This is a genomic window from Candidatus Neomarinimicrobiota bacterium (assembly GCA_021734025.1).
Taxonomy (GTDB): domain Bacteria; phylum Fidelibacterota; class JAANXI01; order JAANXI01; family JAANXI01; genus JAANXI01.
On sequence record JAIPJS010000009.1, the window covers coordinates 47,800 to 62,593 of the forward strand.

The 14,794-nt window shown below is 50.6% G+C and carries 11 protein-coding genes; 6 read left to right on the forward strand and 5 right to left on the reverse strand.

Annotation, left to right across the window (positions count from 1 at the left end):
- The first annotated feature begins 2 nt into the window (after positions 1-2).
- Positions 3-1,067 carry a M20 family metallo-hydrolase gene (locus K9N57_10955; protein ID MCF7804700.1) on the forward strand — a complete coding sequence of 355 codons (1,065 nt, stop codon included), beginning with the start codon at positions 3-5 and terminating at the stop codon, positions 1,065-1,067.
- 443 nt (positions 1,068-1,510) lie between these two features.
- Positions 1,511-2,377, forward strand: coding sequence for a DUF4097 family beta strand repeat-containing protein (locus K9N57_10960; protein ID MCF7804701.1), 867 nt, complete (start codon positions 1,511-1,513; stop codon positions 2,375-2,377).
- A gap of 218 nt (positions 2,378-2,595) precedes the next feature.
- Here the strand turns inward: K9N57_10960 and K9N57_10965 are convergent, their stop codons facing one another.
- The gene (locus K9N57_10965) at positions 2,596-3,711 is read right to left on the reverse strand and encodes a saccharopine dehydrogenase NADP-binding domain-containing protein (GenBank protein MCF7804702.1); all 1,116 of its coding nucleotides are present in this window, start codon (positions 3,709-3,711) and stop codon (positions 2,596-2,598) included.
- A gap of 275 nt (positions 3,712-3,986) precedes the next feature.
- Between K9N57_10965 and K9N57_10970 the strand changes: the two genes are divergently transcribed.
- A complete protein-coding gene (locus K9N57_10970; protein ID MCF7804703.1) occupies positions 3,987-4,664 on the forward strand; it encodes a SagB/ThcOx family dehydrogenase in 678 nt (225 codons plus the stop codon).
- On the opposite strand, the gene pheA is transcribed toward K9N57_10970, so the two are convergent.
- A complete protein-coding gene (gene pheA / locus K9N57_10975) occupies positions 4,665-5,498 on the reverse strand; it encodes a prephenate dehydratase (protein MCF7804704.1) in 834 nt (277 codons plus the stop codon).
- The gene (locus K9N57_10980) at positions 5,495-6,175 is read right to left on the reverse strand and encodes a prephenate dehydrogenase/arogenate dehydrogenase family protein (protein ID MCF7804705.1); all 681 of its coding nucleotides are present in this window, start codon (positions 6,173-6,175) and stop codon (positions 5,495-5,497) included. Before K9N57_10980 ends, pheA begins: the two co-directional genes overlap by 4 nt.
- A gap of 296 nt (positions 6,176-6,471) precedes the next feature.
- Here K9N57_10980 and K9N57_10985 point away from each other — a divergent pair, with 296 nt between their 5' ends.
- A complete protein-coding gene (locus tag K9N57_10985) occupies positions 6,472-6,834 on the forward strand; it encodes a hypothetical protein (GenBank protein MCF7804706.1) in 363 nt (120 codons plus the stop codon).
- Positions 6,835-7,167: 333 nt separating this feature from the next.
- Here the strand turns inward: K9N57_10985 and K9N57_10990 are convergent, their stop codons facing one another.
- Entirely contained in the window at positions 7,168-8,181 is a 1,014-nt protein-coding gene (locus tag K9N57_10990; GenBank protein ID MCF7804707.1) for a 2-hydroxyacid dehydrogenase, read from the reverse strand.
- Between the two features lie 606 nt (positions 8,182-8,787).
- On the opposite strand from K9N57_10990, the gene K9N57_10995 reads away from it, so the two are divergent.
- Positions 8,788-11,739, forward strand: a complete 2,952-nt coding sequence (locus tag K9N57_10995) for a carboxypeptidase-like regulatory domain-containing protein (GenBank protein MCF7804708.1) — start codon at positions 8,788-8,790, stop codon at positions 11,737-11,739.
- Between the two features lie 27 nt (positions 11,740-11,766).
- Positions 11,767-13,335: a T9SS type A sorting domain-containing protein gene (locus K9N57_11000; GenBank protein ID MCF7804709.1), complete on the forward strand. Its 1,569-nt coding sequence runs from the start codon at positions 11,767-11,769 to the stop codon at positions 13,333-13,335.
- Positions 13,336-14,327: 992 nt separating this feature from the next.
- Here K9N57_11000 and K9N57_11005 read toward each other — a convergent pair.
- Positions 14,328-14,780 carry a cytochrome c gene (locus K9N57_11005; protein MCF7804710.1) on the reverse strand — a complete coding sequence of 151 codons (453 nt, stop codon included), beginning with the start codon at positions 14,778-14,780 and terminating at the stop codon, positions 14,328-14,330.
- Positions 14,781-14,794 lie beyond the last annotated feature (14 nt).

The following is a 14,794-nucleotide window of genomic DNA, read 5'->3' on the forward strand; positions in this document are numbered from 1 at the left end:
AAATGAATATTGACGAAAGACGCGAACGGGCAGTCCGCCTGCTGCAGGATTTAATCCGAACCCAATCCTTTAGCAAAGAAGAAGCACAAACCGCGGACATCATCGAATCGTTTCTCCAGGAACACGACATAGAAACTTCGCGGCACAAGAATAACGTTTGGGCAAAGCATCCCGATTTCGACCCTGACCGGCCAACGGTGCTGCTTAATTCACATCATGATACGGTTAAGCCGAACGACGGCTGGACCCGCGATCCGTTTGATCCGGCCATAGAAGACGGAACGCTCTACGGCCTGGGCAGCAATGATGCCGGAGGCGCTGTCGTCTCGTTACTCGCGACTTTCATTCATTTTTATTCCAGGGAAAAACTCCCCTATAATCTCCTCATCGCTATAACTGCTGAAGAAGAAATCACCGGGGATGACGGGATCATGTCCTTGTTCCCAAAACTCGGTAAAATCGATCTCGCTATCGTGGGAGAGCCGTCCGGCATGGAGATGGCAGTTGCCGAGCGGGCGGCAGTCATCCTGGATCTCGTGGCAAAAGGTACATCCGGCCACGCCGCCCGCAACGTCGGCGAAAACGCCATCGACAAGGCGGTTGAGGACATCCGGTGGTTTCAGACCTTTAAATTTCCCAGAACGTCCGAACTGCTTGGCGATATTAAAATGACTGTGACTATGATTAACGCCGGTATCGGACACAACGTCATCCCGGATACCTGCCGGTTTACTGTGGATGTCCGCAACACCGATGCTTACACTAACGAAGAAGTCATTAGCATCATCAAGGAACAGGTGACCAGCGAGGTGCGGCCCAGAAATACGCGACTCCAGGCTTCAAGCCTGCCGGTGGGACACCCGCTGATGCAGACCGCGGAAAATCTGGGCATAGAAATGATAACCTCCCCGACCTCTTCGGATCAGGGGCTGATCGATGCGCCGTCGGTGAAGATCGGTCCCGGTCAGTCCCGGCGCTCGCACACCGCAGATGAGTTTATCAAACTGGACGAAATCCGGGAAGGCATCGAGGGGTATATTGCGATTTTGGATGATCTGCGGTTTTAACTGAAAGGGGATTGGGAACTGGTCTTCCGCTTAAAGTCCGCGAAGCGGGTTGAAGCGGGAGGATAAATATGGAGTAAGGAAAAGGGAGAAAGGAAAAAATGTCTGTGATTTGTCCCAAGGGGATCCCATCCGGGATTGACGGACAAAAATGTGATTAAGAGTGTGATTAGGATTAAGATCATGAAAAGACTCGACCAAAACACTGTAGAACACTAACACGATTTTACTCTAACACTTGAACACCTAAACATTCTAACGCTGTCGTTACTATATCAACTTCATATATTCCAATATCATTTTGATATGAAAAGTTTTATCGCAAAACTTTCGATTGCCATAAAATCTTTGATATCATTGAGATAGAGCCGTCCTTCGATTCTTTGGCATATATATTGATTGTGTACTATGAGATATCAGAGAAACCAAATCATAGAGGAGGCGGTATGAAACGGTTAGGATTTGCGATTATAATTTTTTCGCTTCTCAGTACATCTTCGTTGCTCGGGTATGAACTCCAAAAAATGATGAAAGTACGGGTTGGCGATACTGAGCAGTTTTTTATTCACAGTGAGGCAGGTGATCTCACAGTGTCTGCCGAGGCTGGGCTAGAGGAAATCCAGGTCAAGGCCAAGGTGGTCATTTCCAAGGTAAACCGCGAGAAAGCCGAACAGATTTTCAACGATCACATAGTGCTCACCCTGGAGAAACACAGCGATCGAATTGAGCTGATCAGCAAATATGATAACTCCATTTCAGGCTCAATCTTTGGCTCGTCTGCTTATACCGACCTTGAGGTCAGGATGCCGGAATCCCTTAGCCTGAAAGTAGACGATGGATCCGGAGATATCACAATTTCCGGCCCGAAGAATGGCGTTCAGATAGATGACGGTTCCGGCGATGTGAATATATCTTCCGTCGATGGCAAGATTAAAATTGATGATGGCTCAGGAGACATTAATGTAAAAGATGTTGTCGGTGATCTGGATATTTCAGACGGGTCCGGCGATGTAAATACAAAAGAAATTTCCGGAAATTTGAGCGTCCGGGATGGCTCAGGAGATGTTTTAATCGCGGCAGTAAGAGGGGACGTAAACCTTTCCGACGGATCCGGAGATCTGAGAGTGCGCGAAATCCAAGGCAACGTGAACGTAGAGGACGGTTCCGGCGATGTCCGGATAACCAAGGTCGAGAAAATCGTCAATATCGTGGATGATGGTAGCGGCGATCTGCATATCTCAGAAGTCCAGGGCACCGTAAACCTTCCGAATGATAAGAAGGAGGAAAAAGAAACGGAACGAGAAGTATTTTAATCCATTTGTGAATGAATTTTCGAAGTCGGTTTATTCCTTATCAATCTTTTCAAATCTTCAAATTGAGATCCCGGCTTCACAGACGTAATTCTTTGAGCGTTTCCGTTCAAGGTTGGCGTATGGGATGGGCAATAAGATGGAGAGATGCCCCACGTCACACTTCCGGGTCGTGTGGAGAGGAACGATAGTTCTATTTGGAAGAGGGATTATTTTAGATTTTACAGCTCCTCTACCTTTACAGACACATCCATTTTCCGCAAATCGTCGAAAAACCGGTCAGGTTTAACGATGTTCGCCTGGTACCAGAGTCCCGATCCGCCGATTTCACCGTCCAGATATTCCATGAGACACGCCACCACCGGCGCTGCAGTCAGGTAATAACCGTCGGCGTGTGTAATCCTCATTCTGAATTTTCGGCTCTCACCGTTGAGTGTGCCTTCGGCATCCAGTTGGACTATCGTTCCGAATGGTGGCTTTGACGTTTTCGCAAGGCTCCAGACTAACAATCTGCCCAGCCGACGCCGGACAACCGACGGCCAGAGCTGCATTCCCAGCCACCCGAGCATCATGACGACGTTATCAACGAACCAGTGAAACCCGGCTACGTAAAAACCGGTCTCCTCCAAAGATGGATATCGGTCCGGGATCTCACGCATTTCCCCTAACGCCATTGACGCGCACTTCTTTTCACCCCAGGGTTCACCAAAATCAAACGTGCGGGAATTTGTCCAGCCGGAATCCCACTTTCCCTGGCTGTAGACCTCCATCTGGTAATCCCGGAATGCATCGGCTAGTTCCGTTGCCGTAGATTCCGACACATGAATTCCCCTCCAATCCTGGCGAATGACGCTTCCGATATGTGTAGTCCGGATCGCGTCAAATTTGGATGCTGCATACCGCACCATGGCCGCTGGCAGTCCCGGATGAAATCCGCCGTCCGTGATCACACAGGTTTTCGAATCCGCAATCATCATCCGCATTGATTCCAGCGTCCCCACCTTGTGGTTTGAATATTGCGTATCCAGGTAATCGATTTTCATCCCCAGGATGGTGTCCATGATGAGCCGGGTCTGGTCGGACGTTCCGGACGCGTTAATAATGAAATCCACGTCCTCACATGCCGTGCGAAGTTCAGAAGGAACGGTTGCGTCAACCTGGTTTGCTGTTGACCGGTCACCGGAATAACGTTCATTGAGGGAATCCGCTTGGGCGATGGCGCGTTCCGAATTCCGGCCTGCGATTACAACCCGAGCGTCGGTAAATTGTAATAACAGGTCGGCAATCAGACGTCCGGTATGGCCGTACCCGCCCAGTATGAGAATGCGTCTGGACATAATGCGCCTCCCACTTAAAAAGTTGTACACCGGGTAAAGTTATCTATAGGAAAGACCGTCATTTTCAGAAAGGATACTCGCATATTACATCGTTTTCGAAGTCGGGGCAACTAAAAAGTATGAAACCAATCGTCAGTGGATTTCAGTATTGGAATTTCTCGTTGTTGGGGATACATTTTTTTAAGGGTATCCGGATAGAGTCAGCTTTTTACTGCTGTGCAATAAATTGGGTCGTACAATGCAAAACAGAGTCATTCAATACATGTGAGGTTACGATGAAACATTCAATATGCAGCATCCTGCTCGCGATGCTTTTTGGAGGATTCCTGATGGCACAATCGTCCGAGAGCCAAAACCTTGTGGAATTACCCGCGCCGGATACGACGGGTACGGTTACTCTGGAACAGTCACTACAACACCGGGAATCGGTCAGAGATTATTCCAAAGATGCACTTACCCTGACTCAACTCTCTCAACTGCTGTGGGCGGCCCAGGGAGTGACTCGTCCCGCCGAAGGGAAGCGCACTGCACCGTCTGCCGGTGCGCAGTATCCATTGGAAATTTACGTTGCAGTGGGGAATGTGAAGGACATCGCCGCTGGGGTCTATCAGTACATTCCGGATTCACATTCACTTAAATTGCATTTGAAGGCGGATACCAGAGAAGGGCTTAGTGGCGCGACAATGGGACAATCCTGGATTGCTGGGGTCCCGGTCGTCATTTCCCTTAGTGGAGTGTATGAGCGAATTACGGACAGATACAGCAGCCGGGGTGAACTCTATACCCATATCGAGGTCGGCGCCGTGGCGGAAAATATTTATCTGCAGGCAACGGCACAAAACCTGGGGACGGTCTTCATGGGTGCAGTGGATTATGCTACAATTCGAGAGGTCCTGGAACTGGAGGCCGAGGTTCAACCGTTCGGACTCATGCCGGTCGGACATCCGGGATAGTCAGGCTGACTGCGGCTTGCCCTTGTCTCCCATGGGATAGCTGCCCAGGACTTTCAGATACTTGGCCTCGTCCTTTAGTTCCGTCATAGCTTTGCTGACATTGGTTTGGTCAGCTCCGCCCTCAAAGTCAGCATAAAAAACATATTCCCAGGGATTTTCCGGGATTGGGCGTGACTGGATCTTCGTGAGATTAATCTGGTTGCGGGTCAGCGTGTGGAGACAATCTTCCAGCGCGCCGGGATGGTGCTCGGTCTTAAAGGCAATGCTGGTCTTTTCCCGGCGGATGTCCTCCGGTTCGGAGGTCGCGACCACCAGAAACCGGGTCATATTGGTGTTCATGGTCTGGATATCTTCAGCCAGAATATCCAGATTGTAAATCTCGCCTGCCAGGTGAGACGCAATGGCCGCAAAATGGTGCTCAGTGCTCTCGGCGACTAGTTTCGCCGCGCCGGCTGTGTCGTACTCCGGAACCGATTTAAAATCGTACTCTCGCAAATACGATTCACACTGCTTGAGCGCCATGGGGTGGGACAACACCGAGGTAATATCTTCCAGGGATACCCCGGGCTTGGCCAGCAGACAGTGCCGGACGGGCGCATACACTTCCGAGATAGCCACGACCGGTTTCACCAGGAAGAAATCGTAATTTCTGGAGACGGAACCGGCGATACTGTTTTCCACCGGGATCATTGCGGCGTCCATTTCCCCGCGGATTACGGCATCGAAGACTGCTTCAAAGTCATCAAATCCGCAGGTTTCGACTTTGGTGCCATATTGCTGATAAATGGCGGCTTCACTGAACGCGCCGCGCACACCCTGAAATGCAACCTTCATCGTAACTCCCGATCTATATCCTGAAGTGCCTGAAGAAACTCCGCCCGGGCCTCGGCGGCAAATCGATTGTATGTATTTAAATCGTGGAACAACTCCGAAGTATCATTCTCCACCACATCCAGAATTTTGAGCAATCGTTTGTACCCCTCGGTATCAATTGCCACCGGATTTGCATCGTACACGCTGAGTCCCCGGCCAATAAAATGTGTTAATACCTGTGAGCGGGCAATTTGCCGGTCGTGCTCTTCCGGAGTTACTTCAATCACCGTCAAGCCCAATTGAGTCAAATACTGTTTGATGCAGTCGTAAAGTGCACCTTCTATACGGACGCCGTACAGCACTATCTTTTGCCCGGCCAGAGTATCATTGGCGCTATCCGGCCCGAACATGGGATGGGTTGCCAGAATGCCAGTTGCCTCCGAGAGTCGCTCCTGCATTACTTTTGCCGGGTATTCCTTCACAGAGCAGACATCCAGCACCAGATTGCCGTCCACCAATGGCGCTATCTTTTTAATGGTCGCTTCGAATGAGGATATCGGAACCGAAGGTATCACGATGTCACAGTCGCAGGTTTCTTCCAGAGATGTGAGCACTCCACCGGATTTCGCTATGGTTTCAGCATCCCTGGAACGACTCGAGATTGCGATCTCAAAATCGTTGGAAAGATACTCAACCATGAGCTGGCCGAACCGGCCAAATCCGATAATGCCTATCCGTTGTATTTCATTGTGTACGGCCAAGGTATTGCTCGGGTTTATTGTGATTAGAAACGCCTAAAACATACAATATCGTGCGGTAGATTGAAATCCGAAAATTGAGGACCACCGGGATTAATTCACCGATGAAATCTGTGGCTGAATCCCATATCCGACCTGACTCCGGGCATACGGGATATCCCGGCTATCAGTTGAATACCATATACGAATTGAGTAAGTTCTTCCATATCGGCAGCTGAAACGAAGGAGAAGGCTCGATGGAAAAATTTGACATGCTCGGCCCGTTTGAATTAAACGAGGAAGGCATAGACGGAAATGTACCGGAGTCACCCGGCGTGTATGCCCTCGGATACCTGGACGAAGATGATTCCTTCGTAGTCTGTTATGTCGGCCGATCCGATGACATCCTGAACGAAAAGTTAACAGGCTGGGTCGATGCCATTGCCCGATACACGCATTTTCAGTATGTCACAACCGAATCCGCTCAGGAGGCTTTCATTCAGGAATGCCACAATTATCACGATTACGGCGGCAGTGACATTCTTTATAATAGCAACCATCCTTACCGAACCGAAAAAACCGATTGGGTCTGCCCCCGCTGCCCGTTTTACGGGCGATAGTGTGTAAGGATAGTGTGAAAGTGTTCAGGTGTTCAAGTTACCAGTTATCAGTTATCAGTTATCAAACAGCGGATGTGAATTGTGAGAGGTGCTTCGCCGCGGCAAAGCGAGACGAGAGATAACTTCTACATCGAATACTCACGCACAAAAAAACGGTTTTAACGTCCAAGTTCCACACAAACCCTTCCTGCCTTTTCCCGCCTCCCTTCTGCTTTTTCCCTTCTCCGCCTTCTCCTCCGCTGAAATCTACTTCGCGGACTTTAAACGTGAGACCAAGTTCATATACGTTATACCTTTATACCCCTATACCCTTATACCTTTTTCATTCTTCAATCACGCACTTCTTTTCAGTTGCTGAAGCGAGACCGTATTCTCGCAGTCACCGGACTCTTCATACTCAGAGATATTGTCCAGCGTGGTTTCCGCGATATTTTTCAGCGCATTTTTTGTGAAGAATCCCTGATGCCCGGTGATAATTACGTTCGGAAACGTCAGTAATCGCGCAAAAGTATCATCTTTGATTACCTGCTCAGAGAGATCTTCGAAGAAAAGATCCGCCTCTTCCTCGTAGACGTCCAACCCCAGGGAACCGATTTTACCGGATTTTAACGATCGGATAGCCGCCTGGGTATCGATGAGCGATCCACGGCTGGTGTTGATGAGCATTACGCCTTGCTTCATCTGACTTAATGCATCACCGTTGATAATATGATGCGTCGCCGGCATCAGCGGACAGTGCAGGGTGACGATATCTGATTCTGAAAAGAGTTCAGACAACTCAACATATTTCCCGCCGAGTGATTTAATTTCATCATTCGGATACGGATCGTACGCCAGGATGTTACAGCCGAACCCGTTCAGGATCTTTGCCACGTGAATTCCGATTTTTCCGGTACCGATGATTCCGACCGTTTGCTCGTGCAGATTGAATCCCAATAGCCCATCCAGGGAGAAGTTTCCTTCCCTTACCCGCGCGTACGCCCGGTGTATTTTCCGGTTCAGCGCCATGATCAGTCCGAGCGTATGCTCCGCCACCGCCTCCGGCGAATAGGCCGGGACCCGGACAACCGAAAGGTCCAAATCTTCTGCGGCTTCCAGATCGACGTGATTGAATCCCGCACTTCGCAGGGCGATGAGTTCCGTGCCCTGACGCTTGAGTGTCAACAACACCCCGGCGTCCAGCTGATCATTGACGAAGGCACAGATCGCCGGGAAATCATTGGCCAACGACGCCGTTTCCCTTGTCAGGCGCGGCTCAAAATAGGTCAACTCGTGCTCATGCGCTTCATTCAGTTCATCGAAAAACCGTCTATCGTATTCTTTGGTGCTAAAAACAGCAACCTTCATTGGAGTCTCCTTTACGTTTCAGTTTCGATGGGAATGTACAAAAACGGCTGGAAAGTGTGCAAATCGGACAAAAAGGTATAAGGGTAGGGTATAGGGGGAAAACCGGAGGCCGGAGACTGGGAACTGTTTTAGGGTATAGAAGAGCTGTTGGTAGTGACCGCTTTAGCGGTTTATTGTCTTGAAGGTTACATGAAGTATTGTATATATCCGATTGTACCCAATAAAGAACCACTGTCGGCGACCCCGCTGCGGCGGCGTCACCGACAGGAGGGGTTACATTTTACCATTTCCAATTAATAGTCTTGTGTTTAATCAAATCCTGTTCGTTGTCCGTAGTTAGTTGTAGAAATCCTGTTTAAAGTTCAACTCGTTGTCTATTTATGTTATAGTTTTTACAACAAACAACGCGAACCACGAACAACTCACGATTTTTCCTTTCTGCCTTCTCTCTGCTCCCTTCTCCTTTTCTGCCTTTTAGGATTAGTCCCAGGAATCAGTTGCTCAACCACCGCCGTTTCTTTATCGCATCTTCACTTCCCGTTTAACGTTTTTTTACATCTCCTCCGTATCCTACTGTCGGGTTTTGAGAAATGAGAGGAGAAAACCATGAATAAGATTCAACGTTTTAGACAACTCGTCATATCCATTGCAATTATACTCATTACCGGATCGACTCTCTTCGCAGCATCCACCGGACGGATTACCGGACAGATTGTCGATTCCGAAACCGGCGATCCACTGATTGGAGCTAACGTCATCCTGGAAGCCACCCAATCCGGAGCTGCCACGGATCTCAACGGCAACTTTATGATCCGGGGGATCCGGCCTGGCATCTATACTGTGAAAGCCACGTACATCGGCTACGAAGCCAAGCGGATTACCGGCGTTGAGGTGCAGGAATCGACCACCACGCGCCTGGACATCGCCCTGGCACCATCCAGTCTTCAGATGGATGAGGTGGTCGTAGAAGTGGATGCCAAACAGTCCGGTGACGTTCACCTGCTGACAGAACAACGGAATTCCTCGAACGTTCAGGACGGCATCAGCGCTGCACAGATGTCCCGTGCCGGCGACTCCAACGCAGCAGATGCCCTGGCCAGAGTCACAGGCGTCTCGGTTATCGATGGAAAAACCGTGCAGGTCCGGAGTCTCGGCGAACGCTACACGAATACTCAGATGAATGGCGCGCCGATTCCAAGCCCCGATCCGGATAAAAAGACCGTGCCGCTGAACCTATTCTCATCTGCACTGCTGGAGAGTATCACCGCTTCTAAAACGTTTACCCCTGACCTCCCCGGTACCTTTGCCGGAGGCAGCGTCAACATAAAGACGAAAGCGTACCCCGATAACCGGGTATTTAAATTCAGTCTGTCGGCCGGCAATAACTTCTATGGGACAGATAATATCCAGTACAGGCAGACCGACGGCGGTCGATACGATTTTTTCGGCTTCGATGACGGCACCAGGAGCATGCCCGCCAGCATTCCGGACACGATTCGTCTCGGTGTATACAACGGTAAGCTCAGCGAAAGCCCGCTCACCCGGAAGGAACTCTTGGGTCAGTATGGTGCGGATTTTCAGACTGGGTACCAGTCGGTTTCCGGATTGCCGGGGCGACCGATATCGCTGGGAGCCAGCTACGGTGACCGGTTCAATCCGAATGGGAATCTCGAGTACGGCTTCTTTTCTACACTCAAGTTTTCAAACGATTACGACTACACCGTCGCAGATATCAATGAGTACAGCATGAATAACGATTTAACCATGTCCGCGCGACTCGGGAAGGACCGTGCTCAGTCTGAATATAGTACTAATCTGGGCGCATCTTTCAGCACCGGCATGGAACTGTTCAATGCTCACAAAATCAAATTCCACCATCTGTACACCCATAATTCTGCCAATGAAGTCACCAGCGAGGAAGGCTTCGCGGCCAACTTCGACAACGGCATGTTCATTAAGCATTACTTCTCAGAAAAGAGCATTTCGACATCCACGCTGAGCGGGTCGCATCAATTGGGTTCTCCGATGCACCACCGGTTGGAATGGTCATACACCAACGCCACGTCCCGGCTGTCCGAGCCGGATACCAAACGGCTGAACTATCGCGAAAAGCAGGCCTTCGGCGCCCAGGACAGCACCTACTTCCAGATGGACACCTATTCCTGGAGCGCCGGTACCCGGGAATTTCTCTCCGGTGACGATAACAACGCCTCGCTGGATCTCAACTGGGAGATGTCCCTCAATGACCGGTTCAACCAGCCGTATAAATTGAAGCTCGGTACTCGCATCCAGGATAATAACCGGGAGTTCGAACGCCGGAGTTTCTATCACAGTTACGCAAATAAATACAGTGCCGGTTCCTGGGATCCGGAAGTCACAGTCGTGACCGATGGGCAATATGGCGCGGCACTGACCGATTCCAACTACTTTTCTGTAGATGCAGACGGCAACGTCACACCCGGACTGATTATCCGGGAATCGACTCAGCCTTCCGATGCCTATTCTGCCAGCGAAGATCTGAACGCCGGCTTTGCCATGGTGGAAGTCCCGCTGGGATTCGGGCTCTTTCAACCGTTGAATCGCGTCCGGTTCATCGGTGGCGCCCGGTATGAAACGTATCAGATGAATCTCCAGCCGTATGATCCGGTGACAAATGAGCCCTACAAGGGCAACATCTCCGGCAGCGATACGCTGCTCTCCAACATCAATGAAGTGGAACTTTTACCCTCGTATAATCTGATCGTGGCGCTGTCCGAAAAGTCGAATCTTCGGCTTGCCTATTCCCACACGGTTGCCCGCCCTGAATTTCGGGAAATCGCCCCGTTCGAATACCGGGAATTCTATGGCGAGGAACCGTACGTTGGTTTCCCGTTCCTGAAGACCACGGACATCCGGAACTACGATATCCGGTACGAGTGGTTCCCACGGGCCGGTGAACTGCTGGCCGCTACGCTATTTACCAAGGATTTTACCAATCCCATCGAAAACTCCCTCATCGAAGTGGCTGACGGATCCTACCGGACGCCGCAGAATGCCAGATCCGCCAGCAGCTGGGGCGCAGAATTTGAACTTCGCACCAAACTCGGATTTATTCCGCAGGATTACGGTGTCTTTGAAGTCCAGTTCAATACCACCTATTCCCAGACGGAAGTTGAGACCGATTCAGTAGTGACGCTTTTTACCGGGTACCAGGTGAGAAATACGGCAACAGCCATCTCAAGACCGCTTCAGGGACAGTCCGACCTGATAATGAACGCCAGTCTGAACTACCGTGATTTACAGGGACTGAGTGCAACGATGGCCTACAATACTTTCACCAAGCGGCCCCGGTCTATCGGGGCAGGCGGATTACCGAACGAATATGAGTATCCGTTCCACTCACTGAATCTTACGGTTTCCAAGAATATCCAAAAATTCTCCATCGGTTTTAAGGCAAAAAATCTGCTGAATTCGAAAGTCAAATTCGGTCAGATCGAGCCGGCAACCAGCGAACTGAAAACCACGAAAGTGTACCAACCGGGACAGTCCATCAGCTTGGGCGTCTCGTATAATCTGTAAACAATAACAGAAGGAGTCAAACCGACTATGAAACGATTTTTAACTCTGTTTGTATTAATATTCATTGCTTCATCGGTTTTAGCCCAGGTGGAAGTGTCCTCGGACATTACCGAGAACACCACCTGGACGGCCGACAATGACTATCTGCTGACGGCACAGGTATTTGTGAAGTCCGGCGCCACCCTCACCGTCGAACCGGGCACAGTCATCAAGGCCAACGAAGATGACGGCAGCGGCCTGGCCCCGGCGCTGATCGTGGAACGCGGCGCGAAATTGATAGCGGACGGCCGCGCCGATGCGCCGATTACATTTACCTCGTCCCTCTCCGATGATCAGCTGCCGGCCCGCGGTACCTGGGGTGGCCTGATTCTCCTCGGGAACGCCCCGATTAACGCCGAAGGCGGCGAGTCTAACGTGGAAGGCCTCACCGGCGTCCCATACGGCGGCGACGATCCCCATGACAGCAGCGGGATTCTCCGCTATGTGCGGGTCTGGTACGGCGGGCGGTCCATCGGGCAGGACAACGAAATTAACGGCATCACCTTCGCCGGCGTCGGCGACGGCACCGTGGTGGAACACTGCGAAGTTGCCTGGAATCTGGACGACGGCTTCGAATTCTTCGGCGGGACGGTCAACGTGAAGTATCTCTCCGTCCTGTTCGTCGGCGACGACGCCTTCGACACAGACCAGGGCTACCAGGGCAAAGGACAGTTCCTGTTCGCGCTGCAGGGCACGGATGCGGCAGGCCGCGGCTTCGAAATGGATAACGACGGCGACAATTACGATCAACAGCCGCGTTCCTATCCCCAGTTCCACAATGTGACCCTCATCGGTCCCGGCGGCGGCAGCCCTACCGGCGACGGCGCGGATCAGATGATCCGGCTCCGGGAAGGTACCGGCGGTGATTTCCGCAACGTGATCGTGACCGAAGGCAACGGCTACGGTGTGCGGATTACGGAAGACGCCACCTTCGCGCTGATTCCCGAAGATTCCCTCAACTTCTCCGCAGAAAACATCGTCTACGGGAATGCCGGGGCACAGTTTGAAATCGATACGCTGGGACTGGCGGCACAGGACACCGATCCGCAGCTGCGGTCGTTGGACACCGACCGCCAGGACGGTGCCGGTACAATTGATCCGCGACCGGCCAGCGGTAGCGCAGCCATGACTGGTGGCGTCTCATTACCGGACGATGGTTTCTTCGCCCAGGTTGATTTTGTCGGCGCATTTGGCGAAGGTCTCTGGCTTAAAGGATTGTCAAAACTGGATGCCGACGGCAGATTGCCCCAGGGGGCGACTACACCAATTGCCAAGGAAAACGATGCGCTGGTTCCTGAGGCGTTTACGCTCTCCGCGTACCCGAATCCCTTTAACCCGGTGACGACGATACGTTTTACCCTCACTGACAATGCGCCGGTCAAAGTGAGTGTCTACAACCTGATGGGACAACAGGTCGCCTCGCTTGTGAATCAACAGCTGGAATCCGGAATTCATGAGTACCAGCTAGACGGAAGTAACCTCTCCTCCGGTATCTATTTCATCCGGTTCGAGACCCCGGAGAAAGCACTCATGCAGAAAGTCACCCTCCTGAAATAGTGCAGTTTCAACCTCCCCTCTCACAGACCAAAACCCACAGTGGAGGAAAAAAAGGCGTCCCGTCCCCCCCGGGACGCCTTTTTTATTTCAGGCCGGAAATATTCAAGGGAGTATTACACTGTTTTTAACCTTTGATTACAATTATACCTTACGTTTTATTTAATTGATGATACAAAAAAACAACACCGGATTTCTGACAATTTAGGAGCATTAAAAATCGACAGGCAATGTCCTTCTCTCTCCCCCAACAGAGTCCTGAATCAGTCGCAGAGGGCCCCCATTTGGGTTTTTGAGTTTTAACTGGTCAACCACAAAGATGTCATCTTTGCGATAGATGGGATCTTTTTCTCCCCAAAAAAAACCATCGCCGATCGCTCCTTGTTCTTTTATTCGGCCTCACCCATTCGGTTCATTGAATTTCTGCAGGTTGAGCGTCACCAAACCCAGCTGTCTAAGGGAGCGAGGCGCCCGAGTTCTGGGTTTGGTAGCGAGACCTGTGTAGCCCCGAAGGGGTCTCTGGTGAGACAATTCTTGAACCGGATGGGGCAGCCGGATTTTTGGTACTTTTTTTAAAAAAGTACTTACCAATAAAAAAATGGGGTTTTATTAATAGAAGCCCGGGAATAGTTTTCGGAAGGTGTTTCTTAAAAGATACCATCTTTTTTAGTAAAAGATGGAAGATACTCGCGTCGCCGATCGTCGCGATAACTACTCAGGATCTCCGGCTCTCAGCGTCGGTGGCGCTTAATTCCGAGCATGGATTCCACTTGGAATAAACGGGATAAGGAACGCTTAAATTGCAAATTGAGGCCTTCACAACACCTTGAATAGGGACATGCCGTGGCATGTCCCTACATAGGCATATAAGCGTTACTCTATTATTTTAACTATTTTAACGTAATAATTTCCACGATTAGAGGATAAATTCGGTAAGATCCTGGAGAGACGTTTCATGCCTATCCCGAGTAGTCTTTACTGAAAATCCATATAGCCTACTCAGGCGCTTCGCTCCGCAGGTACTCCAGCACCGCCCGGGCGCCACTACTGTCCAGGCCAACGTCAGTCATGTACTGGTTAAACTGTTGGTGATACTTCTGCAGGACCGGATGACGCATCACATTCTCCTGGGGATTCAGGATCATATTCATGATAAATTCAGGAGTTCGCCGTTCGGTGATATTACGGAGGGCCGGACCTAGAACAGCTTTATCCATAGTATGGCATTTCATGCACTCTGCTCGAAAAATAGACTGCCCCCTGCGAACGAGGCCTATATCTATATTTCCGACTTTTACCGTATCAATGGGGCCGATCCCGTGTTTTAACTGGGTATCAGTCAGCGGTGCGTCACTGAAATTCTTTTCCTTTTCTCCCCCACACGACACGACACTTGCTGCCAAAATAAAAATCGCGAACCACACTGGGATTTTATAGATCTGCTTCATACTGTCCTCCGGAT